General features: G+C 33.9%; 17 protein-coding genes. 4 read left to right on the top strand and 13 right to left on the bottom strand.

The window, feature by feature from the left end:
• The first annotated feature begins 532 nt into the window (after positions 1 to 532).
• The 3 genes from LXH21_RS10875 (at position 533) to LXH21_RS10885 (ending at position 4243) form a co-directional block, all read left to right on the top strand.
• Positions 533 to 1459, top strand: a complete 927-nt coding sequence (locus LXH21_RS10875; protein WP_239865651.1) for a mechanosensitive ion channel family protein — start codon at positions 533 to 535, stop codon at positions 1457 to 1459.
• Between the two features lie 194 nt (positions 1460 to 1653).
• Positions 1654 to 2211, top strand: coding sequence for an acetate uptake transporter (locus tag LXH21_RS10880; protein ID WP_239865653.1), 558 nt, complete (start codon positions 1654 to 1656; stop codon positions 2209 to 2211).
• A gap of 292 nt (positions 2212 to 2503) precedes the next feature.
• Positions 2504 to 4243 (top strand): response regulator, encoded by a 1740-nt coding sequence (locus LXH21_RS10885; protein WP_239865655.1) that lies wholly within the window; start codon positions 2504 to 2506, stop codon positions 4241 to 4243.
• A 134-nt stretch (positions 4244 to 4377) separates the two neighbouring features.
• Here the strand turns inward: LXH21_RS10885 and LXH21_RS10890 are convergent, their stop codons facing one another.
• From LXH21_RS10890 to LXH21_RS10900, 3 genes are all read right to left on the bottom strand, one after another.
• The gene (locus LXH21_RS10890) at positions 4378 to 6399 is read right to left on the bottom strand and encodes a protein-disulfide reductase DsbD family protein (RefSeq protein WP_239865657.1); all 2022 of its coding nucleotides are present in this window, start codon (positions 6397 to 6399) and stop codon (positions 4378 to 4380) included.
• Positions 6396 to 7709, bottom strand: coding sequence for a tRNA lysidine(34) synthetase TilS (gene tilS / locus LXH21_RS10895; RefSeq protein ID WP_239865660.1), 1314 nt, complete (start codon positions 7707 to 7709; stop codon positions 6396 to 6398). The genes LXH21_RS10890 and tilS overlap by 4 nt, the downstream gene beginning before the upstream one ends.
• 70 nt (positions 7710 to 7779) lie before the next feature.
• On the bottom strand, positions 7780 to 9066 hold the full coding sequence (locus LXH21_RS10900; RefSeq protein ID WP_239865662.1) for an anthranilate synthase component I family protein: 1287 nt from the start codon (positions 9064 to 9066) through the stop codon (positions 7780 to 7782).
• 177 nt (positions 9067 to 9243) lie between these two features.
• Between LXH21_RS10900 and LXH21_RS10905 the strand changes: the two genes are divergently transcribed.
• Positions 9244 to 10137, top strand: a complete 894-nt coding sequence (locus LXH21_RS10905; protein ID WP_239865664.1) for a DUF4349 domain-containing protein — start codon at positions 9244 to 9246, stop codon at positions 10135 to 10137.
• A gap of 70 nt (positions 10138 to 10207) precedes the next feature.
• On the opposite strand, the gene LXH21_RS10910 is transcribed toward LXH21_RS10905, so the two are convergent.
• The 10 genes from LXH21_RS10910 to glgB all read right to left on the bottom strand — a co-directional run bounded on the left by LXH21_RS10910 (position 10208) and on the right by glgB (position 24772).
• The gene (locus tag LXH21_RS10910) at positions 10208 to 10750 is read right to left on the bottom strand and encodes a lipocalin family protein (RefSeq protein WP_239865667.1); all 543 of its coding nucleotides are present in this window, start codon (positions 10748 to 10750) and stop codon (positions 10208 to 10210) included.
• Positions 10751 to 10894: 144 nt separating this feature from the next.
• Entirely contained in the window at positions 10895 to 12298 is a 1404-nt protein-coding gene (gene lpdA, locus LXH21_RS10915; RefSeq protein ID WP_239865669.1) for a dihydrolipoyl dehydrogenase, read from the bottom strand.
• A 377-nt stretch (positions 12299 to 12675) separates the two neighbouring features.
• A complete protein-coding gene (locus tag LXH21_RS10920; protein WP_239865786.1) occupies positions 12676 to 13296 on the bottom strand; it encodes an alpha-ketoglutarate-dependent dioxygenase AlkB family protein in 621 nt (206 codons plus the stop codon).
• Positions 13297 to 13397: 101 nt separating this feature from the next.
• Positions 13398 to 14087 carry a (d)CMP kinase gene (gene cmk / locus LXH21_RS10925; protein WP_239865670.1) on the bottom strand — a complete coding sequence of 230 codons (690 nt, stop codon included), beginning with the start codon at positions 14085 to 14087 and terminating at the stop codon, positions 13398 to 13400.
• Between the two features lie 6 nt (positions 14088 to 14093).
• Positions 14094 to 15113: a type IX secretion system protein PorQ gene (porQ, locus tag LXH21_RS10930; protein ID WP_239865671.1), complete on the bottom strand. Its 1020-nt coding sequence runs from the start codon at positions 15111 to 15113 to the stop codon at positions 14094 to 14096.
• Positions 15114 to 15282: 169 nt separating this feature from the next.
• Entirely contained in the window at positions 15283 to 17733 is a 2451-nt protein-coding gene (lon, locus tag LXH21_RS10935) for an endopeptidase La (protein ID WP_239865674.1), read from the bottom strand.
• Between the two features lie 185 nt (positions 17734 to 17918).
• Positions 17919 to 19238 (bottom strand): MFS transporter, encoded by a 1320-nt coding sequence (locus tag LXH21_RS10940; protein ID WP_239865676.1) that lies wholly within the window; start codon positions 19236 to 19238, stop codon positions 17919 to 17921.
• 113 nt (positions 19239 to 19351) lie between these two features.
• Entirely contained in the window at positions 19352 to 20167 is an 816-nt protein-coding gene (locus tag LXH21_RS10945; protein WP_239865686.1) for a M48 family metallopeptidase, read from the bottom strand.
• A gap of 35 nt (positions 20168 to 20202) precedes the next feature.
• Positions 20203 to 22602 carry a glycoside hydrolase family 31 protein gene (locus LXH21_RS10950; RefSeq protein ID WP_239865690.1) on the bottom strand — a complete coding sequence of 800 codons (2400 nt, stop codon included), beginning with the start codon at positions 22600 to 22602 and terminating at the stop codon, positions 20203 to 20205.
• Positions 22603 to 22864: 262 nt separating this feature from the next.
• Positions 22865 to 24772 carry a 1,4-alpha-glucan branching protein GlgB gene (glgB, locus tag LXH21_RS10955; protein ID WP_239865692.1) on the bottom strand — a complete coding sequence of 636 codons (1908 nt, stop codon included), beginning with the start codon at positions 24770 to 24772 and terminating at the stop codon, positions 22865 to 22867.
• Positions 24773 to 24777 lie beyond the last annotated feature (5 nt).

Here is a 24777-nt window from a genome sequence, read left to right on the forward strand (position 1 = left end):
AAAGCGTAAAATTAAGTTAAAACTAAAGCCGTAATAATCGCATTAAAAAACGCTATCATACTGTATGAAACAAATGAAATAAGCGGCACTTTAACTAAGCTATTTGATTAAAAAATTTGATTTTTAAACTTCAAATTATTGAATTATCAACTACAAATTGATATTAAATAAAGTAAAGCTACTTCATATCGCTACTCTCCTACTCAGGATACGTTTTGTAACGACTATTTAATCATATTATACAAAAATTGCATTTCTACAGAATCAATAATCTATGCCAGTAGAATTTAAAAATTTAAGATATAGAATGATAGATTTTAATAATAAAGCAAAAAATATCAGATTTCAATTCTTTAAAACAGCAATTAAACTCTCTTTTTAAATCGAAAAAGTTGTTGGATTCTGCCAGTTTTTTTAGTGTTTCCTTTTTTATTTGTATTTTCGAAAAGAAGCAGACTACTAATTATTTTAAATTATTATTGCAATTAATATTGTCTCTCAATTATGACATTAAACAATTCTATTTCGCATCATGAAAAAATATTGCCAACTTTTCCTAAGCATCTTTCTTATAATTTTCTTTATAGTAATCGAACCTGTAATTGTTTGGATTGCCGATATAACGGGGATTGATTTGTCATTTCTAATTGGGCAGAAGCACAACTTGATAATAGCTAGTTTCTCATGGTTAATTATAATCTTGCTCCGTAGATTGAAAACAAACATTTTAAAACGGTACGATATAACCGCCGAAGACAATCTAATTTCAAGAAAATTACATACTCAAATCAACATATTAGAGAAGGTAGTAATTTTTGTAATCATTCTTATTACAACAGGTCTCATCCTGCTTTCCTTTGATAATATAAGACAAATTGGGATCGGTATTTTTGCTTCGGCAGGAGTAGCTGGTATTATAATTGGTCTATCTGCCCAAAAGGTAGTTGGCGCTTTGTTAGCTGGAATACAAATTGCCATTACACAGCCTTTCCGAATTGATGATGCTGTGCTTGTTGAAAATGAATGGGGTTGGATAGAGGAAATAAATCTGACTTATGTTGTAATTAGAATTTGGGACAAAAGACGCTTGGTACTTCCTTCAACTTATTTCTTAGAAAAACCTTTTCAAAATTGGACCCGTAACAGTGCTGACATCATTGGCACAATCTTTCTATATACAGACTATACCATCTCGTTTGAAGAGTTGCGAATTGAGCTTACCCGATTGCTGCTCACTACTGAACTATGGGACAAAAAAGTAAATGTCCTACAAGTCACAGATTCAAAAGAAACTTCTGTAGAGATAAGAATTTTAGTTAGTGCAAAAAATTCTCCTACAGCTTGGGATCTTAGAGTGTATATTCGTGAAAAAATGATTGAATACATTCAAATCAATTATCCAGATAGTTTACCAAAAACTAGAATTACATTAAAGCAGGACAACGTTTCACTGATTTAAATGAATACTGCTTATTTTACTAAACTTATGCAGTATCATAGAAATTAATGCAATAACCATTCGTAATGGACTGCAGCACATATAGAAAGAGATTAATCAAAAAAGTTAGAGCTGTGCTCATATTAATGTTAATTTCTTAGCTTTTTGTAAAAAAAATTCTATTTTTGAAAATAACTAACCAAAAAAAAATAGAAATGGAACACAAATTAGCCAATCCGGCACCATTAGGATTAATGGGGTTTGGGATGACCACAATTTTACTCAACATTCATAATCTGGGTTTATTCCCCATAAGCGCCGTTATTTTATCAATGGGAATATTTTATGGCGGAATTGCACAAATTATTGCTGGTATTTTGGCCTTCAAAAGAGAAAAAACTTTCGCCGGCACGGCATTCATTTCATATGGATTTTTTTGGCTTTCATTGGTCGGCATTTTGCTGCTTCCAGCATTAGGAGTTAAAGCTGCAGAAGAAACTCCCGCATCCTTTTTCGCATGTTATTTGGGAATCTGGGGGATTTTTACTGGATTTATGTGGTGGGGTACTTGGGGAGGTAGCAAAGTACAACAATTTGTATTTTTGAGTCTTACACTTTTATTTCTTCTATTAACAATCTCTAAAGCTACAGGAAACGACACAGTAAATGTAATTGCTGGAGGATTAGGAATCATTTGTGGTTCGAGTGCTATTTATTTAGCAATGGCGGAATTACTTGAAGAAGTAAAAAATAAAAGAGTACTTCCTTATTAATTTATTCGAAAAAAATAAGGTAAAATCAATGCATAGTTCAAGCACAATTTAGTTGTTATTGTGCATGAACTATTTAGTAATCAATAAAAACTCTATAATTAACATAAGAAATCACTTAAATAAAATGTCCAATCATTCGATCTTCAATATCAAGTTGTATATTGCAGACGATTTATATATCAAAATAAATTATAACTTTAAAAACTTACATTTTTCACTGTCATATTATTTTTATTCTATATCTAAACCTACTATTTATAGAGCAACCTACTAAATATTACAAATAAATTTCATGGATAAAAGTACCCCACTTAATAACTTCAAGAGTATTTATAAATTTAATAAAATTGACAATCTTAGCTTTGGTGTATTTACACTGCAGTATACAACAGTTTTAATTTACCTCTTCTACCTAGATCTTACCTATGCCGCTTGGGGAACTATTCCCATAATTTCTTTGTTTATATACTTCTCCTTTTCAAAGCGATTTAACCTAGCTATAAAATCAATAATGGCAGTTGTAATTATGACAACCTACTATACCTTTTCTTATGTGCTATACGGTAAGTCTCTTAATTTTGTAGTGCTTAATTATTTGACACCAATCGTACTACTTACGATGATTCGACATACCAAATTATTATATTATTATTTGTTTATAATAATTGCAATCATTGTCACCACCATTTATTATGACTTCTTTGGATTTGACTATGGTAACGAAATACATTTTGAAAGTAGTGTCAATGATCGTTTGTTTTACTTTATATTTTTCATGATATCATTGTTCCTAATCGTCTTATTAACAGCTAGAACGAGGGGAGTCTCTTATATTATTAATGATTTGAAAAGTAAAAATATAGAGCTAGAAGAATCTCGAATCGAACTTAAAAAATTACAAGTAAATAAGGAGTCCTTTTTTGCTATTATGAGTCACGAGATTAGAACACCTTTAAACGCCATTAAAGGAATATCCGATATTTTAAAGAACAATGTAGAAAGTGATGAAAAGCAGAATCTATTTGAATTAATGGATTACTCTGCCAATCATTTACTAGCATTGGTAAACAATATTTTAGATTTTACAAAATTGAATGATGGTGCATTTTCACTGCAGTACTCCGAATTTAATCTGACTAATTCTTTAAATTCACTATTCAAAATGAATGAAAGAGTAGCATTAGAGAAAGGATTAAAATTTGAAATCGATATCTCAAAGCAGTTACCGAGTCATGTCTATGGCGATAAAAATAGAATTAATCAAATCGTTCTCAACTTGCTAAATAATGCTATAGAATATACCACCGTTGGGTCGGTAAAAATGCATGTGAGCGGTACATACGCTACCAAAAGTAAGAGCGTATATTTACTTGAGATCAATGTTTCTGATACTGGTAAAGGAATTGATAAGGTGTTAGGCGAAAAGCTTTTTCAAAAGTATGCAACATCCAACACTTCTAAAAACAGTGTCGGATTGGGGTTAACAATATCAAAAGGTCTAATTGACCTTATGAACGGAAAGATTGCTTACACATCAATATTAAATCAAGGAACAACTTTTCATATTTCTATTCCGTTGCCAGTGGTGAAGAACAATGCAGATAATTTAGACAGTCATAGTCTTAATCTAGATGAGATACGTATAAATATATTACTAGTTGATGATAACAAAATTAACATCCTGGTGTTACAAAAGCAGTTGACCAACAAATTAAAAAATTGTACTATTACTGTTGCATACAATGGCTTAGAAGCTCTCAATTTAATAATAGAACAGCAATTTGATATTGTATTAATGGATGTGATCATGCCTGTAATGGATGGTATTACCGCAACTAAACATGTTAGAGAATTGGAAGATAAACAGAAAAGAACCATTCCAATTATAGCACTTACAGCTAATGTGGGCGAAAAAGAACTCATCTCCTGTCAAGATGCAGGCATGAATGACTTTGTTACCAAACCTTTTGAAATTAACGCATTGCTGAAGATTATCTTTTCAAAGATTAAATTTGATGCAAAGGCAGTTTAACACTATATCTAAATTTGACAATTTCCTATCACTATTTCTTTTAAATATACCAATGCAATCAAGAACTTGCTCATATAAAAAGGCTTCGTTTTAAAATTTTAAAACGAAGCCTTTTTATATGATGTGAAACAAGATTATTTAAAATTTGCAATACCAATAGTCAACCACTTGTGATAACTGGCTGCATCTACATAGCTAATCGTGGGCTGCACTGTATTTAAAATTTCACCTTCTAAGTTTGTTAAAACATAAAGAGGCTGTGTATTTGTCTTATAACGTGAAATCATAAAATCGGTCCATTTGTCACCAACAGTTTCTATTTCATTTCCTGTAGTTTTAGAAATAGTTTGTTCATTTTTAGGCAATGCACGTTTATCATCTACATAGAGTGAAATTAAAACCAAATCATTTTTTAAAATCGCTAATATTGCGTCCTCAGACCAAACATTGTTTTCCATTTTACGACAGTTAACGCATGCATAGCCCGTAAAGTCCAACAGAATAGGTTTATTAACCGCCTTAGCATAAACTAATCCTTTCTCATAATCTTCAAAAATCGTCAATCCATGGACTCCTCTCTTTGCACCCTCAGGTAATTCAGTTGTGTCTAACTTATTTGAACCTCCTACTCCATGTGGACTCTCACTATATTCGACTGGTGGAGGGAAAGCACTGATCAATTTCAATGGAGCACCCCACAAACCTGGAATCATATAAATTGTAAATGTCAACACGATAATACCTAGAACCACTCTACCGACAGAAATATACGTCAAGGGGCTGTCATGCGGCATTGTTATCTTTCCGAAAAGATAAAATGCCAATACCCCAAATATTGCTATCCAAATTGCTAAGAATACCTCTCTCTCTAATAAATGCAATTGTAAAACTAAATCGGCATTCGATAAAAATTTAAAAGCTAAAGCTAATTCTAAAAATCCTAAAACCACTTTTACCGTATTCAACCAGCCGCCTGATTTGGGTAAGGATTGTAAAAACCCAGGAAATAAAGCGAAGAACATAAATGGTAAAGCAAGTGCTAGTGAGAAACCAAACATGCCTACTATTGGCGCAATTCCACCTTTAGATGCTGCCTCAACTAGCAAGGTACCCACAATGGGACCTGTACAAGAGAAAGAAACAATTGCCAGTGCAAGAGCCATAAATAAAATCCCAATAAGACCACCACGGTCTGCTTGTGAATCTACCTTGTTGGCCCATGAATTCGGTAGCACAATTTCGAATGCTCCTAAAAAAGAAACAGCAAAAAACACTAGCAATGCAAAGAAGATTAAATTAAACCATACGTTTGTTGATAACGCGTTTAATGCTCCAGCACCGAATATTGTCGTAACTACAAGTCCTAAAACAACATAAATAACAATAATTGAAATTCCGTAAAAAATAGCATTTCTAATTCCTGCTGCTCTTGATTTACTTTGTTTCGTAAAGAAACTAACTGTCATAGGAATTAGTGGAAACACACATGGCGTTAAAATAGCCGCAAACCCCGATAAGAAAGCAATAATAAATATAGAAAAAAGACCTTTTTTATCATGCGAATTATTTACAGCTATGCTTTCGGTCACTGAATCTTGAACACTTACATCCATCACATTAGCTTCTCCTAAACTTGGCTCTAAAGATTCTGCTGTTGTAGAATCACCCAATGTTTTTACTTCTACCGGAACAACTACTTCCTTTTCTGAAATCGGAATAGAGAAACTAAATTTTTTCTCTTGATTTATACACACTTCTTTACAAACTTGATAGTTTAAAATAACTTCAATTCTGCTTAGAGTTGAATTTACCAGTTTGATTTCTTGCTCGATTTCAGCTTTACCTTCAAAAAATGTTTCATTAACTTCAAAGATATCGTTGAAAACTGTCTTAGTTTTACTCTCTTTGGCTTTACCTATTAGAGTATAATTTCCTTTCTGATCTTTAAATTCAACTTCAAGAGCTAGCGGACCACCATCTGGTGTGAATTGGGAATACATGTGCCAATCCTTCTCAATAACTGCCTTAAATTTTAAAACATAACTGTTATCATTTTTTTTCTCTATAGATGTTGTCCATATGGCTGGATCTAAAATTTGCGCATTTGTGTTGACAAAAGCCAACATAGTGATTAATAAAAAGTATATTCTTTTCATGGTACCAATTGAATATTTAATATGTTTTCTGTGTATTCTTTAACTTTAAAACGTTCGTCTGCTCTTTTCCCTACAATCCAAACAATGGAATCTCCGGACCATAATATCCAAGTGTTTTCTTTATCTATTAATGACATTTTTTCATCTTTAAAAAACTTACTTAATTTTTTAGTCTTACCTTCCATACCTAAGGGTTGAAAAACGGCGCCTTCATTCCACTTCTTTAATAATAATGGAAATTCTAATCGATCTTCATCAACAAATATACTTTTATTCGAAGGATCAAAAATCTCCTTGACCTTGGCAATATTCATTTTTAAGGGAATCTTAAGACCTGCCACTCCTTGCTCTATAACATATTCTACTTCCTTGTCAGTAGTGTCAATGGGAGTTAAAATCAAACGCTCTCTATCTTTCAACAATCTAAAATCAGACGATAAAATTTGCTTTCCTGACAAACTATCTACCAGGTCATAAATATCATCCCAAGAATTAAATCCAAAATCCTTTAACCAATGGTATAAATAGGACTTATAATTGGGTAATTTTAATAATTGTACTAGATCAATATAATACACCTCTTCCTCCTGACTTACTACTTGTTGGTACACCATAGTTGATGCATCTTCTACCATCGCAGAAGCATCTTGCAAATGCGATTGTGTTTTCTGAAAAATCGCCATAAATTGTGGGTTTAGTTCTTTCAATATCGGAACCAAGTCGTGACGTATTTTATTTCGTAGATACTTATCACATGCATTACTACTGTCTTCCCTCCACTCGATTCCGTTTGATTGAGCGTAGTTTAAAATATCTTCACGGCTAAACGCCAGTAGAGGGCGCACAATTGCACCATTTTGCTCAGGTATACCCGTAAGACCATCTAATCCTGTTCCTCGGCTTAAATTTATTAAAAACGTCTCTAAATTATCATCTGCATGATGAGCAGTTAAAATATAATCATATTCTTCTATCTCTAGTAATTCATAAAACCAATTGTATCGCAATTCTCTAGCAGCCACTTGTGTCGAAAGCTTGTAATCTCTAGCAAAGGCCGTAGTATCAAATTGGGTTACAAATATTGGAACATCAAATTTACTAGCGTAGTCTTGAATAAAATTTTGATCTCCAAAACTCTCCAAAGCTCGCAACTGAAAATTACAATGTGCTACTGCAATATCACTATTTACTTTTCGAAACAAATCAAGCATGACCATACTATCAAGACCACCGCTTGTAGCTAGCAGCAATTTTTTATTTTCTAGAAATGGGAATTTATCCGCGAGTTGTCTTTTAAAATTTTCTAACATTTTATTATTTATTATCGAAAATTACAATCATTTATTAGTCACAAATAAGAAATAAGCGATGAAGATTTATCTACTCTAATACTTCTCGCATCGCTTTTGCTTTAAGTAGACATTCTTCATATTCATTTTCAGGATCCGACAATGACGTAATAGCGCTACCTACTGAAAAAGAAACATATTTATTTTCTTGATTGTACAATATACTTCGTATCACAACATTAAAATCAAAATCTCCGTTGGGAGTAAAATATCCAACAGCACCACTGTACAAACCACGTTTGGTTTCTTCTAACTCTTCGATCATTTTCATAGCCGAAATCTTAGGCGCACCAGTCATACTCCCCATAGGAAAACTATTTCTAATCAAATCTACTACAGCATGTTTGCTATCAAACTTTGAAGTAATAGTTGAAATCATTTGATGCACTTGCATAAAACTTTTTATTTCGCATAAAGCCTTAACTTGTACCGAACCTCGCTGTGCAGTATGTGACAAATCATTCCGAACCAAGTCTGTAATCATGATATTTTCAGCACGTTCCTTGGGGTTGTTTTCCAGTTCAAACTTAGATTTTTGATCTGCTATCTTATCTGAATATCTTTTGGCTGTACCTTTTATGGGTTGCGAAATAATGTCTTCCCCTACTTTTTTTAAATAGCGTTCTGGAGAGGCGCATAACAAATACTGTTTATGATTCTTAAAAAAAACAGAAAAAGGCGGTTGTGATATTTCGTTTAATTTTGAAAAAGTTTCTAATGGATTTATCTGAACCTTTTTGGCATAAAATTCCATGCAAAAGTTGGCTTCATAAATATTCCCTTTCTGAATGTTTTGCATCAATGTTCCAACCTTGTTCAGATAGTCTGATTTCGAGATTCTTTGTTCTATATGTAAAACTGTTTTATCGATGTCTGACCAAATTGTTGTATTCTGAATTTCGTCAAAATCACTTTCTAACTCATCATCGCAAAAATTCAAGTACCTTATTTCAACAGTATTCCCTTTTATAAAAAATATTCTTTTGGGTTGATAGAAAAATAAATCAGGAAATTCTAATCCATCGAAATTTTTAGACTTTAAATCTTCATTATCATTTTTTAAATCATAAGTCAGATAACCGAAAAGCCAATCTCCTGTAGTTTGCTGGTATTGTTTTAAATCTTCGAAGGCATTGTGAAAATCCGTTTTTATAGCAGTGAACGCATCAGCAGCAAGTACGCAGTCATAAGTAGCATATTCTTGGGGATAGTCATTACTGTCTAAAAGTGTGATTTCACGAAATTGTTGCGACCAGTTCAAAAGTTGTTTCTTGAACAATTTTACGTCTGCAACGGTCTTATTTACTATTAATCTCAATTGATTTTTGGTTTAAATCTCAAAATTACAATAAATAATTGCGCTACTCAAAAAGAACCGATACAAAAAGGCTTTGTTTAACAAATTACTATCTAAACACTAAAAGTTATAGAAAAAGTACTAAATTACACTATTATTTTTGAGCAAGATATATCTGAACCATTAAACTAAAAATCAATGAATAAAACATTTAGACATAGTTTACAAATCGCTGTAATATTCAGTCTTTTCGTCGGTTGCAAGAAACAAGAAAACAGTGAGGAGATGGCAATTATGATGTCAGACGGCAAAGCTATTTCATCTTCTGCTGCGGTCGATAAGCCTGGAAGCGACAGAAAATTCATTAGAACTGCAGATTTAAAGTTCAAAGTCAAAAATGTATTAAATTCGACTTATGCTATCGAAAATATAGCCAATAAATTTGACGGATTTGTAATCTATACCAACTTGCAAAGCAATTATAGAGGTAGCTATAAAACCAAAATAAGTCAAGACAGTACATTAGAGACCACTCATTACGTAGTGGAAAATAATATTACCATTCGGGTTCCTAATAGACAGTTAGACACTGTTCTTAAAGCGATTGCAAAACAAATTAACTTTTTACATTTTCGTACTATTACAGCTGAAGATGTTACTCTGCAGTTGAATTCAAATCAAAAATCACAGAGCAGAAATGCAAAAGCGGAGGATCGATTGAAAAAAGCGATAACCACCAAAGGGAAAAAGTTAAGTGATATTGTCACAGCAGAAGACCATCTAGTTAGCAAAGAAGCTAATAAAGATAGTTTAGCAAATCGAAATCTAACCATTCAAGATAAGATTGATTTTAGCACGATAACAATTGCGATGTATCAAGATGAATCAATTAAACAAGAAATGATTGCTAATTTACAAGATTACGAATATTATAAGCCGAATATTGGAATACGAATAGTTGATGCCATGAAAGCGGGTTGGTATGTTTTACTCGATCTGATTGTATTTCTAATCAAAATTTGGTGGCTGTTACTACTTATTGGTGCCGCCTTTGTTGTTTATAGAAAAGTGCGAAAAAAGGATGATATTTAATCCAAAACATACCTAAAAAAAAACCGACACTTTAAAAGAGTCGGTTTTTTTATGATTTTTAAATAAGCTATTATTTAGTGTGTTGTACCCAAATTAAATCTGCTGTATTATAACCTATTTCCTCTGCAATTTTCATATACTCTGAAGTAATTTCTAACGGAATTGATTTTTCACGTGACAATATCCATAAGTTATCTAGGCTATCTCCTGCAATTAGCGCATATTTATAATCTTCATCAATTGCAATCACATTATATCCTGCATAAAATGGTCCGAAGAAAGAAACCTTAAGCATGGCAACATTCTCATTGCCTACAAACTTGGCTTTACCTGTACTTTTTTTCCATTTATCTTTCTCTACATCGTACCCTTTGTTTACGACCTTGATCTTACCACTTTTCATTAAAGAGTAGTCTGCGGTAGTATTATTTAAGCCTTCTTCAAATTTAAAATCAAGTCTGGCAATTTCATACCATTTACCTAAGTATTTACTCTTATCAAAATCTTGAACTGCTTTCGCTTTCTCTGGAATCGTTTTTTTACTAGAACATGAACTAAGAATAACTCCTACTCCAACTAATGCTAGTGCACCAACTATATGTCTCTTTTTCATAATGTATAATTTTTTTTATAAAAGTATGCAAAACATAAAGTTACTGTCTTACAGAATTATTAATGAGATTTACAATATTATTTTTGAGCATAAAAAAACCGTCAAATAAAATTTGACGGTTTCAGTAATTTTAGCACTATAAAATTATACGTGTAATGCTCTATTATCTGTAGCAGCCAATGCTGCTTCTTTTACTGCTTCTGCGAAAGTTGGATGTGCATGTGACATTCTAGAAATATCTTCAGCAGATGCTTTGTATTCCATTGCCACAACTGCTTCAGCAATTAAATCTGCTGTTCTAGCTCCAATCATATGAACTCCTAAAACCTCATCCGTTTTTTCATCGGCTAAGATTTTTACAAATCCATCTAAATCTCCGCTCGCTCTTGCACGACCTAAGGCTTTGAAAGGGAAGCTTCCCACTTTATATTTTGTTCCAGCAGCTTTTAGTTGCTCTTCTGTTTGTCCAACCGCAGCAACTTCTGGCCATGTATAGACAACACCTGGGATTAAGTTATAATCGATATGTGGTTTTTGTCCCGCTAAGATTTCAGCAACCATAGTTCCTTCTTCTTCAGCTTTATGAGCCAACATTGCTCCACGAACTACATCACCAATAGCATAAATATTAGAAGCAGAAGTTTGTAAATGATCATTTACTTCGATTTGACCTCTTTCAGATATTTTAACTCCAGCTTTATCAGCATTTAAACCATCTGTATAAGGACGACGACCAACTGCAACTAATGCATAATCACCTTCTAATGTAATTGTTTCTCCTTTAGCGTTCTCAGCTTGAACCGTTACCGCTTCACCTGCTCTCTCTACCGATTTTACTTTGTGAGAAACATAGAATTTCATTCCTTGTTTTTTCAGTACTTTTGTCAATTCTTTTGACAATGAGCTGTCCATTCCTGGAATAATTCTATCCAAATATTCTACTACAGAAACTTGTGCTCCTAAACGTAGGTAAACTTGACCTAATTCTATACCAATAACCCCACCACCAATAATAATTAAGTGCTTAGGCACTTCAGGAAGTTTTAAGGCTTCTGTAGAAGTAATAATTCTTTCTTTATCTATTTTAATAAATGGTAAAGAAGATGGTTTAGATCCTGTTGCGATAATTACATTTTTAGCTTCAATAGTTTCTGAAGTTCCATCTGCTTTTGCAACTGCAACATGTGTAGCATCAACAAAAGATCCCATACCTTCAAGTACGGTAATTTTGTTTTTATCCATTAAAAATTTTACTCCACCAGAAGTTTGATCTACAACTGCTTGTTTACGAGCAATCATTTTTTCAAGGTTCACTTTTACTTCACCAGATAGTTCGATTCCGTGGTCTTCAAAATGCTTAATTTCAGCATAATGATGAGAAGAAGCCAATAATGCTTTTGAAGGAATACATCCAACATTTAAGCAAGTACCTCCCAAAGTTGAATATTTTTCGATTATGGCTGTCTTAAAACCTAACTGTGCACAACGAATAGCTGATACATATCCGCCTGGTCCAGAACCAATGATGACTACGTCAAATGAACTCATAGTATATTTTTTATGTGTAAATTAATTTTTTGTGAATACAAAATTAAGGAATTAAGTTTTGTTTAAACTTTAAACTTCAATATTTTTTGTTAAGAATTTGTGACTTTTTATCGAATGTTTCCCTAATATGACTACATACTCATCAACGGGAATTCCGATTCGCTAAGAAAACTGCAATTTAGAACAACGACTTTATTAAATATACTGATGCAAGAGGGGAAATTGGAGAGATAATTATATAATTAACGAAGTTTAGCATCAACATTATTTAGAAAATCATGATTTTCAGCTGCTTCTTAAATAAGATTAAATATATTAAAAATAACACTGTAAAAGGTTAATTATGTTTTTAGGCAAAAGGTTAATCTGACTCATCATCATTCATCATCCTTACTTACAATTGTTCGAAAAGTCAAGTTGATTCGAGGTTTTAAAACTTTTGTCGAGGGCGGTAATCGATGCAGCCAGTGTTTTTGAGTTTCACCTTTCATCACCAGCAGACTTCCGTTCTCAAGGATAATTGATACGTTTTCTTTGCTTACTTTGTGTTTGAATGCAAATTTGCGTGTTGCTCCAAAACTCAAAGATGCAATTGCACCATTATTTTTTAAATCTTTTTCGCCATCACTGTGCCAAGACATTCCTTCTGCTCCCGAGTGGTATAAATTTAATAAACACGAATTGTACGTTTCTCTGGTTTCTTTTTCCACCCGTTCTTTTATTTGCAATAAGCTGTTTGTAAAAAGTAACGCTTTTTTCGTCTTATTCGAATACGTATATTCAAAAGTCTTTTCACCGTACCACGCAACTTTACGCTTTGTTACGATCAATTTTCCAAAGATGATAGCTTCATCATTTTTCCATTCTATTTCGTTTAGCAAAATATCAAAATAGTGATTGGCTTCCTCTTCTGAAAATAAAAATCCATAATAATTTACAGTACCTTCTCTGGGTAATAAATTATCATCAGGATTAAGCTCTGGTGTAAATAAATCAATCATACTTATTTCAAATCAAATGGTAATAAATCAATTATGATAAAAAATCAATAGCAGTTGTATTTTATTTCGAAAAATAAAAAGATAAACGTCTTATTAAACTAAGCAATAAGTTTATTAACAAGTTCCAAGACGAGTTCTAATTGTGACTCTCTTGTCATATCAGAATTGTCAATTTCTATAGCATCATCAGCTTTAACTAGAGGAGAATTTTCACGGTGCGTGTCAATATAATCGCGTTCTACAACATTGTCATAAATTTCCTTAAATGTAATGGCATCGCCCTTTGCTACAAGTTCATCATAGCGACGTTGCGCTCTAGTTTGTGCATTTGCAGTCATGTAAAGTTTTAATTCTGCATCGGGAAAAACAACAGTACCAATATCCCTACCATCCATCACAATTCCTTTATCTTTTCCCATTTCTTGCTGTTGCTCTACCAATTTGGCACGAACTTCGGCTAATTCGGCTATTTTGCTAACAAAACCAGATACTTCAATAGTACGTATCTCAGTTTCGACATCAACATCATTCAAAAACATGGCAGCAAATCCTACTTCTTGTTTGAACACAAATTTTAAGCCAATGGATGGCAAACTATTTATTAAAGAACTAGTATCAAAATGCTCGCTAGTGATGTAACCATTTTGCATGGCATACCAAGTGATTGCACGGTACATTGCTCCCGTATCAACAAAAACATATCCTAACTGCTTAGCTAGTTGTTTCGCTAAAGTACTTTTTCCTGTAGATGAAAATCCATCAATTGCTATGGTGATTTTTGAACTCAAAATTTATTATTGAAAATTAATAGTTAACCCAAATAGGCTTGTGTTTCCTGCCAAAGTATATCTAGAATAGGAGTAATTAAACTTTAACTTATTCATGCGCAACCCTAAACCCGCGGAGAATCCTGAAAAGTTACGCTGTTCTACGATTTTTAATTCTTGGGCACGTCTAAAATTATAACTTAACCGCAAATTAAAGGCTTTTTTAGGAAATAATTCTGCTCCCAAGATAACATGTCTAAAAGCATTATTTAAGAATGAAACCTTTTCTTCTGTAGAATCTCCATCAATCGTAGCACTCGCACGTGACGGATTTGCAAACGACACATTCCATTGCTGTAAATTTTCCAAATTTAAATGCCAACGGATAGGTACATGCTCTAATTCTTGTGAAACTCCAAATATAATTTCTAGCGGTAATTGTTCATGGTTTCCCGAATAGGTTGTAAACTGTGTTCCTATATTACGTATTGCCAAACCCCAGTTGACATCATTGGCCTCATCAATATAAATTGCTCCAAAATCGATTGCTCCACCTAGTGAATTATACGTTTCTAGACTAGACGAAATTAATTTTGCATTGGCCCCAAGGTGTAGATTGGTATAGGGAACATTGTATGCGTATCCAAATGAGAGGGCTATTTCACTTCCTGAAAAAGAAGCAGTACTTTGGCCATTCTCATCATACCCATCAAAATTACCGTAATTGACATAGCTCACACCCGCATGAAAGGTTTGTACATGACGGTCATAGGTATATGCGTAAGCGGCAGTCCCGTAGGTTACTTCTCCAAAATAACTCCCATAATTAATAGACATTTGGTTGTGCATCTCGGGATTAATAGATGCAGGATTAAAAATTCCCTGATTTACATCCTCATCATAAATTGTAACCGTCTTACCTCCTAGTGCAGCTTGTCTTGGTGAAGTTACCAAACTCAAAAACTGATACACGCTCTTACCTCCAATTTGTGAATGCGAGGTAGCAGATAGAAGCAAAAAAAAGTAAATAAGATGCTTTTTTAACATGCTTAAATTTTCTTTAGTGGTATAAATTAAACGCAGTTGCGAAGATAAAATTATAAAACTATAATTAATTACTTTTCGAATAAATTCGAGATTAAATAGCAAAACCAAAGTTAAGAACTGTAACAGCTCCTAACTTTGGTTTTTATATATAGAATAGAATCTTATCTATTTATAACTTCTTTGCATTTTTCACATCTTGATCTGTAATAGCAATGGCTAATACTTCGCTCATCTCTTTGACAAAATGAAAAGTAAGACCAGCAACGTATTCTGGCTTAATTTCGTCAATGTCATTTTTGTTTTCGTGACATAAGATTATTTCTTTGATGTTAGCTCTCTTTGCTGCCAATATCTTTTCTTTAATTCCACCTACTGGAAGTACTTTTCCTCTAAGTGTAATTTCACCAGTCATTGCTATGTTTTTCTTTACACGTTTCTGCGTAAATAAAGATACCAATGAAGTCAACATCGCAATTCCAGCACTAGGTCCATCTTTTGGCGTTGCTCCTTCTGGCACGTGAAGATGGATATTATATTTGGTAACGGTCTCTGGATTTAAACCTAGCAATTCTGCATTCGCTTTAATGTACTCCAAAGCAATTGTAGCAGACTCTTTCATTACGGTACCTAAATTACCAGTGATGGTCATCGTTCCTTTACCTGGAGATATTAACGATTCTATAAATAATATATCACCACCAACGCTTGTCCATGCAAGTCCTGTTACAACCCCTGCAACATCATTCGATTCATATTTATCTCTATCCATGCGAGAAGCTCCTAAAACGGAAATAATATCTGCATCCGTCACTTTTAAGTTGTATTCTTCTTCCATCGCCACAGATTTTGCGGCATTTCGGATAACTTGTGCTATTTTTGCTTCCAATCCACGTACACCAGACTCACGAGTATATCCTTCGATGATTTTCTCAAGCTGTTTTTTTCCAATGCTTAATTCCTTCGTCGTCATACCATGCTCTTTCAACTGACGTGGAAAAAGATGTTGTTTGGCAATTTCTACTTTCTCTTCGATAGTGTAACCAGACATTTTAATAATTTCCATACGGTCGCGTAACGCAGGCTGAATGGCTGCCATATTATTTGACGTAGCAATAAACATCACTTTTGATAAATCATAACCTAGTTCTACAAAATTATCATAGAATGTACTGTTTTGTTCTGGATCTAAAACCTCTAACAAAGCTGAAGAAGGATCTCCTTGATTACTATTGGATAACTTATCAATCTCATCTAGTACAAAAACCGGATTAGAAGTTCCTGCCTTTTTCAAACTCTGAATGATACGTCCTGGCATAGCACCTACATAGGTTTTTCTATGTCCGCGTATTTCAGCTTCATCACGTAAGCCACCTAGAGAGATACGAACATATTCTCTACCCAACGCCTCAGCAACTGATCGTCCAATTGAAGTCTTACCAACTCCCGGAGGTCCTGTTAAACATATAATTGGCGATTTCATATCGTTACGCAACTTTAATACAGCTAAATGCTCTATCATACGTTTCTTGACATCTTCCAAACCAAAATGATCTCTGTCTAATATTTTTTGCGCTTTCTTTAAATCAAAATTATCTTTTGAATATACATTCCAAGGTAACTCTAGTAATAATTCTAGGTAGTTTCTTTGAATTCCAAAATCGGGCGCTTGTGGATTCATACGGCGCATTTTGGAAAGTTCTTTTTCGAAATGTAATTTGGATTTCTCATCCCATTTCTTTGTTTTTGACTTTACCAACATTTCATCCATCTCCTCCTCTTGCGAAACGCCACCCAATTCTTCTTGAATGGTTTTCATTTGCTGGTGCAAGAAGTATTCTCTTTGTTGTTGGTCTAAGTCAAAACGAACTTTAGACTGAATATCGTTTTTAAGTTCCAATTTCTGCAACTCAATATTCATGTACTTCAAAGTTTCTAATGCTCTGTCCTTTAAATTATTTATAGCCAATAAATCTTGCTTCTCTTTAACCGTTAAATTTAAGTTTGAAGTAACAAAATTGACTAAGAACGATTGACTTTCGATATTCTTAATTGCAAAAGTAGCTTCACTAGGAATACTAGGACTCTCTTTTATAATCTGAATTGCCAATTCTTTAATAGAATCTAAAATCGCTAAAAATTCAGAATTCTTTGCTTTTGGTTTCTTTTCTATTACGTCCTTAATAGTTGCTGTCATATAAGGCTCTTCCGAAATAATTTCTTTAATTTCAAAACGCTTTTTACCTTGAATGATAACTGTTGTATTTCCGTCGGGCATTTTTAATACACGAAGAATACGGGCAACAGTTCCTACTTTATGAATGTCTTTTCGTGTAGGCTCTTCAACATCTTCATCAATTTGAGCTACAACACCAATAATTTTTCCAACCGCATTTGCATCGTCTATCAATTTAATTGATTTATCACGACCAGCCGTGATAGGAATTACAACACCTGGAAATAAGACCATATTGCGCAATGGAAGAATTGGAATCGTTTCGGGTAATACTTCATTCATCATTTCCTCCTCGTCCTCGGGAGTTAACAACGGAATTAATTCTGCTTGAGAATCAAGTTCTTGAAGTGACAGATTGTCAATAGTACTTATTTTATGATTTGACATATATGTAATTAAGTCATTTTGTCACCAAATAAATTAATATTCAGAAACAAAGTTAATAGATATTGTATTTTATATAGCTGATAATCAAATAGTAATAATATACTAAGATTAACTTCATCTAATAAAATCAATCATTATGCCACAAACAAAGTGCTGTCTGCGCTCATAATTTTAAATTGGTAAGTTTAGTTGTCGTTTTTTGGGATTCTTTTGAGCATAATTACTGCAATAATAAAAAAGAATGCAAAAAATACAATCGCTAGTCTAGGACTTCCTGTAACTTGATCAATAAGCCCATAAATTAGCATTCCTATTACAATTCCAATTTTCTCAGCAACGTCATAAAAGCTAAAAAAAGAGGCTGTATCTTTCGTCTCAGGCAATAACTTGGAATAAGTTGAACGAGATAACGACTGAATTCCGCCCATTACAAGTCCAACTATGGTAGCCATAATATAAAAATGGATAGGTAAAGTAATAAAATAAGAGATAATACAAAACAGTATCCAAACACTATTGATTGCTATTAAAGTGGGGATATTCCCCCATTTTTTAGAAGCTCGAGAGGTTAAGATTGCCCCTAAGACTGCCACTATTTGAATTAATAAAATACATATTATCAATCCAATCGTACTTTCCTCTTTAGAAGACCATTGAATTTCTTGTGCTCCAAAATACGTTGCCACAAGCATCACTGTCTGTACCGCCATACTGGACACAAAAAAACTTTGTAAATATGCTTTTAGTCGAACGTTTTGCTCTAACAACAACCAAACCTTTTTAAGTTCATTAAAACCGTTAAAAATGATGGCTTTCGTTACTTTTTGCTTTGTTTGAGTGTTTCCATTTGGTAAATAGAAATAGGAGTATTGACTAAATAGAATCCACCAAACTCCTACCATTACAAATGAATAGCGCATTGCTTTCATTGCTGCCTCTCCTTCGGTACCTGTTATACCAAAAAGTGCGGGTTTCATTATCATGGCCAAATTGATAACCAGCAAAATAACACTACCTATGTATCCTAAAGAATACCCTTTTGCACTAATCTTATCTTGCTGTTCAGGAAAAGCAATATCTGGCAGATATGAATTGTAGAAAACTAAACTCCCCCAATACCCTATTAATCCCAAAAAATAAAAGCATAGTCCTATATAAATGTTTTCCAAATCAAACCAGTACAGTCCCATACAAGAGAAAGCGCCCAGGTAACAAAAAAACTTCATAAAAGACTTCTTGTTCCCCACATAATCGGCAATTCCAGATAATAATGGAGATATAAAAGAAACTACTAGAAAGGCAGTTGCTGTAATAAAACTAATTAAGGCAGTATTTTTTAGATGCAAACCAAAAACATCTATATAGTGATCGTCGTCTGAAAATAATGCTTCATAAAAAATGGGGAAAACTGCTGATGCAATTGTAAGTGTGTACACAGAATTTGCCCAATCGTAAAATGCCCAAGCATTCAATAACTTTTTATCACCTTTCTTTAAACTAATCATACCATTATTTTTGACGAATTTATTATTTTTTATTTTGTTTCCAACTTAATTACTTAAAAAATAAAAAGCCAATTCTTTCGAATTGGCTCTCTATAAATTTCATATATAACTTATTATTTGAAAGTAACTCCAAATTTAGCTGCTGTTGCTTTCGCTTCTGGAATCATCGCTTTCAAATTAGCGATTCTAGTTGCGTCAGAAGGGTGCGTACTCATGAATTCTGGTTGAGCAGCTCCACCTGAATTTGCAGACATTCTAGTCCAAAATTCAATAGCTTCTTCTGGGTTATAACCCGCGATAGCCATTAGAGTCAAACCAATTTTATCTGCTTCTGTCTCATTAGAACGGCTAAATGGCAAAGTAACACCGTATTGAGATCCTAAACCGTATGCAGTATTAAAAGCTTGTTGCGTAGTAGCACTTTTACCAGATGTAGCAACTGCTACTCCCATACCTACATACTCTTGTATTTGTGATACACTCATACGTTGCGCACCGTGATTGGCTAAAGCATGTGATACTTCATGTCCCATAACTGTTGCTAGTCCTGGATCATTCTTTGTAATCGGCAAAATTCCAGAATAAACTACAATTTTCCCTCCTGGCATACACCAAGCGTTCACATCTGGGCTCTCTACCAATTTATATTCCCAAGCATAACCTTTAAGGTATTCTGTTTGTCCAACAGAAGCAAGGTATTTCTCGGCAGCAGCCTTAATTTTCATCCCAACTGTTTCTACTTTTTTTGCATCTGTAGTTCCAGAGATTACTTTATTCTCTTGCAAGAATGTACCATATTGCTGAAAAGATGTTGGAAACAACTCATCATTCGATACAAAATTCAACGTTTTTTTTCCTGTTAACGGATTGGTAGCACATGAACACATCATGCCAATCGCGACTACTCCTACTAATATATTTTTTTTCATCTTTCTTTAATTTTTAACAAAAATAGGAATTTATACTATACTCCCATAATATGAAGTACTCTAAATTCCTTTTCTACTATTAAATAATTTTCTAATTCTAATGTTTCCCGATCAAATTCAATGATTTCATTATTGTATTCGATGCTTTTTACTTTAAACGGCAAACCGATAAGGTTTATTTTATATTTTGAATAATCTGTATCGTATTTTCCTTCTTTATGTAACTGAATAATTAAATCATTCTTCTTACCTGTCACTTGAAAGGTCAAAAAGCTATACCTCCCTTTTTTATAATCATATCCGTCTTGAGCATCTTCATAAACTACTGACTTCTCCACGCCTTCCTTATAATACAAATCCAAAGTGAGTTCATCAAAATCGAGCTCTCCTACGTACTGTTGTACAGGATATTTCGGAATCACAGCACCCGCCTTAATAAAGATCGGAATTTCATCAAATTGTGAATCTACCCACTTTTCTTTTCCGCCCGTTAATAAATTATTTGTCCAATAATTGTACCACTGCCCTCTTGGGATATACATTCTTCTTCCCAATGAATTGGGTTCTAAAATTGGGCAAATCAAAATTTGGTTACCGAATATAAATTCGTCGTTACGGTAATGGGTTTGAATGTCATCTTGATCGAAGTACACTAAAGGTTTCAACATAGGAATTCCCTCTTCAATATATTGCCAGAACATCGTGTATAAATAAGGAAGTAATTGGTATCGAAGGTTGATAAACTTTCGAGTAATATCAAGCACTTCTTCATCAAAAGCCCAAGGTTCTTGATGTCCGTGGTCACCGGATGAGTGCGTTCTACAAAAAGGATGAAAGACACCTAATTGAATCCAACGTGCGAACAATTCTCCAGAAGGTTGTTCTGCAAATCCACCGATATCTGAACCAGTAAATCCCATTCCTGAAATATTCATGCGTTGCACCTGTATATTAGCAAGCCACAAATGCTCCCAACTTGCTACATTATCACCCGTCCACGAAGATGTATAGCGTTGCGCTCCCGAGTAAGCAGAGCGAGTGATTACAAAAGGCCTTTTGGGATAAGCAAATTTCTTAACACCATGATAAGTCGCTCTAGCCATTTGCGTTCCATAAATATTGTGTGCTTTTCTGTGACTGCAGGGGTTACCGTCGTAATCATGGCGTACATCATCTGGAAAAGTTTTATTAGGAACAAGCATTACGGCAGGTTCATTCATATCGTTCCAAATTCCTTTAACCCCTATATCCGCTATTAATTCTTTAAAAAGTCCGGCCCACCATTCTCTTACTTCCGGATTGGTGTAATCTGGGAAATTGCAATCTCCAGGCCATACTTTACCTTTCATATAAGGACCATCAGCCCGTTTGCAAAAATAATCTTTGGCCAAGGCCTCTTGGTAAATAGAATATTCTTTATCTACTTTTATCCCTGGATCAATAATAACTATTGTTTTAAAACCGTCTGCCGCTAGTTCCCCAACCATTCGTTTGGGATCAGGAAAATGATTTTTATCCCAGGTAAAACATCTAAAGCCATCCATATAATCGATATCTAAATAAATAGCGTCACATGGTATTTGTAAGGCTCTGAATTTGGCCGTCACCTCCTTAACATTACTCTCTGGATAGTAACTCCATTTACATTGGTGGTAACCTAATGTCCATAATGGTGGTAACTCTGGTTTACCCGTCAAATCGGTATATGAAACGACAACGTCTTGCATTTTTGGTCCGTAGATGAAATAGTAATTCATCTCTCCTCCTTCTGCCCAAAAACTAGCCACATTTCTACGGTCGTGACAAAAGTCGAAACTCGTTTTAAAAGTATTGTCAAAAAAGATTCCGTATGCTTGCTTGTTCTGCAATCCAATATAAAATGGAACTACTTTGTAAAGTGGATCTTGGTCTTTTTGAAAAGCGTATTGATCGGTAGCAAAATTCTCCAATCTTTTCCCTTTCAAATTCATTTGAGTTGCCTTGTCACCTAAGCCGTAAAAACTTTCTCCGTCACGAGATGCTTTACTCATTTTGACTATATTTCCACCAAACTCATAACTTTCTTCCCAGTGAAAACCTAAATCGTCTTCTAGAATTACTTTTTCATCAATATCCAAAATAGATATTCTAAGATCATCTTTTTGAATGTTGCAAATAACTTTATTCGTTTTTATTTGAAAAAAAGTAGCATCCTCCTTGACTTCCAAGAAATTGTAACCGTGAGAATGATTCTGATCTATTGCATAAGAGAAATCATTACTAAAATAACCTTTGGTGGTATATCTAAAGCGTAACATACTATCTCTAAAAATCGTTATTTTAAGAATAACATTATTATCAGTATAAAAATAAACAGAATCTACTTCATGTTCATAGGAAATAATTTGTGAAGGATATAAATCTCCTTTGTACTCTAGTTCTGTATTGGTAATCATGTTTTAACTTTTTTGAAATACTTTATAAGGTTCAAATTTACAATAAATTTGACGCATCCTACTTTATGACAATATTATAGCGGTGTAACTGACACGTTTGATAGTATTAAAAACAAAAATACCATATCACTTTTTATTTTCGAAAATAAATCGTGATATGATAGTTTGGTACTATTACAATCTTAACTGGCGTTAAAATTAATATATTATTTATGTAACTCGCTTGTAACTTTCGAAACAATTGAAAATAAGGTATACTCTTTTAAACAATTTTAAAAGCCATTATTCCCAGTGGCGGTAATGTCAACTCAACTGAGTAATCTCTGCCATCATAAGGAGATCCATCTATAATAATATGGTCTGGGCTTATTACGCCGCTTCCACCGTAAATAACATCGTCACTATTAAAAATTTCTTTCAATTTCCCTTTTTTCGGTAGACCGATTCGGTAATTTTCTCTTACTACTTGTGTAAAATTACAAACTACGATAACATTGTCCTTGGCGTCATTACCTTTTCTAATAAAAGACATAACTGCATTTTGATGATCGGAATAATTGATCCATTCAAAACCATCCGCACTAAATTGCTTCTCATGTAAGGCAGGCTCTGATCTATAAAGGCCGTTTAAATCGGTAATTACTTTCTTAATTCCTTCATGTAAAGGATATTGTAGCAGATGCCAATCTAAACTTTCTTGAAAATTCCATTCTCCGCTTTGTCCAAATTCGCAACCCATAAACAGTAATTTTGTCCCTGGATGTGTAAACATATATCCGTACAACAATCTTAAATTGGCAAATTTTTGCCATTCGTCACCTGGCATTCTACCTGCAATCGAATGCTTACCGTATACAACCTCATCATGAGATAATGGCAACATAAAGTTTTCTGTAAAAGCATAGGTCATAGAAAATGTCATCTCATTTTGATGATACTTTCTATATACTGTATCTTTTTGAAAGTATTCTAGTGTATCATGCATCCAACCCATCATCCATTTCATTCCGAATCCTAATCCACCCATTGAAGTTGGTCTAGATACCATTGGGAAAGAAGTGCTTTCTTCTGCGATGGTTTGAACACCTTCAAACATAGAGTAAACGGCTTCATTAAATTCTTTTAGGAAACTGATGGTGTCTAGGTTTTCTCTTCCACCAAATTCATTTGGCTCCCATTCTCCTTCTTCTCTCGAATAGTCCAAGTATAGCATTGATGCAACTGCATCGACACGCAGACTATCTACATGATAATGTTGCAACCAGAAAATGGCATTGCTAATTAAGAAAGAGCGCACTTCATTACGTCCGTAATTAAAGACCAAACTTTTCCAATCTGGATGGTATCCTTTTCTGCGATCAGGATGCTCGTACAAATTAGAACCGTCAAAGAATCCTAAGCCGTGTGCATCATCAGGAAAATGAGAAGGAACCCAATCAAGAATAACTCCAATTCCGGCTTGGTGTAATTTGTCTACCAAAACCATGAATTCTTGCGGGTTTCCAAAACGAGAAGTCGGCGCAAAATAACCTACCAACTGATATCCCCAAGATGGATCATAAGGATATTCCATCACTGGCATGAACTCAACATGCGTAAATCCAGTTTCCTTTACATAATTGACTAAGTCCTCTGCAAATTCGAGGTAGGTCAAAAACCTATTTTCTTCACCATGACGCTTCCATGAACCCAAATGCACTTCGTAAACAGAAAATGGTTTGTCTAGGCTATTGTGTTCTTTTCTGGTTTTCATCCATTTGGAATCATCCCATTTATAATCCAAGTCCCAAACTACAGAGGCAGTATGTGGCGGTTTCTCGCAGTAAAAAGCAAAAGGATCTGCTTTTTCTGTTATTATGCCACCATTGTCTGACTGAATTTTATATTTATAAACGGTACCTTTTTCAATATTAGGAATAAAACCTTCCCATATTCCACTAGAATCCCAACGCACTTCAAGTTGATGCTCTCCTTGAATCCAGTAATTAAAATCACCAACAACCGAAACTGTGCGTGCGGTAGGAGCCCAAACAGCGAAATATACTCCCTTAACGCCATCTACTTCAATAAGGTGAGCACCTAATTTTTCATATAATTTGAAATGCTTTCCAGCTTTGAACAAATCAATGTCAAAATCGGTAAAAAGAGTATGCGTTTGTACTTTATTCATTTTGT

Source organism: Flavobacterium algicola, from assembly GCF_022399565.1.
GTDB classification, from domain to species: domain Bacteria; phylum Bacteroidota; class Bacteroidia; order Flavobacteriales; family Flavobacteriaceae; genus Flavobacterium; species Flavobacterium algicola.

Bases quoted from the DNA above. Each gene is read 5' to 3' on its own strand.
- LXH21_RS10875 (WP_239865651.1), top strand. From the start codon at position 533: ATGAAAAAATATTGCCAACTTTTCCTAAGCATCTTTCTTATAATTTTC.
- LXH21_RS10880 (WP_239865653.1), top strand. From the start codon at position 1,654: ATGGAACACAAATTAGCCAATCCGGCACCATTAGGATTAATGGGGTTT.
- LXH21_RS10885 (WP_239865655.1), top strand. From the start codon at position 2,504: ATGGATAAAAGTACCCCACTTAATAACTTCAAGAGTATTTATAAATTT.
- LXH21_RS10890 (WP_239865657.1), bottom strand. From the start codon at position 6,399: ATGAAAAGAATATACTTTTTATTAATCACTATGTTGGCTTTTGTCAAC.
- tilS (WP_239865660.1), bottom strand. From the start codon at position 7,709: ATGTTAGAAAATTTTAAAAGACAACTCGCGGATAAATTCCCATTTCTA.
- LXH21_RS10905 (WP_239865664.1), top strand. From the start codon at position 9,244: ATGAATAAAACATTTAGACATAGTTTACAAATCGCTGTAATATTCAGT.
- LXH21_RS10910 (WP_239865667.1), bottom strand. From the start codon at position 10,750: ATGAAAAAGAGACATATAGTTGGTGCACTAGCATTAGTTGGAGTAGGA.
- lpdA (WP_239865669.1), bottom strand. From the start codon at position 12,298: ATGAGTTCATTTGACGTAGTCATCATTGGTTCTGGACCAGGCGGATAT.
- porQ (WP_239865671.1), bottom strand. From the start codon at position 15,113: ATGTTAAAAAAGCATCTTATTTACTTTTTTTTGCTTCTATCTGCTACC.
- lon (WP_239865674.1), bottom strand. From the start codon at position 17,733: ATGTCAAATCATAAAATAAGTACTATTGACAATCTGTCACTTCAAGAA.
- LXH21_RS10940 (WP_239865676.1), bottom strand. From the start codon at position 19,238: ATGATTAGTTTAAAGAAAGGTGATAAAAAGTTATTGAATGCTTGGGCA.
- LXH21_RS10945 (WP_239865686.1), bottom strand. From the start codon at position 20,167: ATGAAAAAAAATATATTAGTAGGAGTAGTCGCGATTGGCATGATGTGT.
- LXH21_RS10950 (WP_239865690.1), bottom strand. From the start codon at position 22,602: ATGATTACCAATACAGAACTAGAGTACAAAGGAGATTTATATCCTTCA.
- glgB (WP_239865692.1), bottom strand. From the start codon at position 24,772: ATGAATAAAGTACAAACGCATACTCTTTTTACCGATTTTGACATTGAT.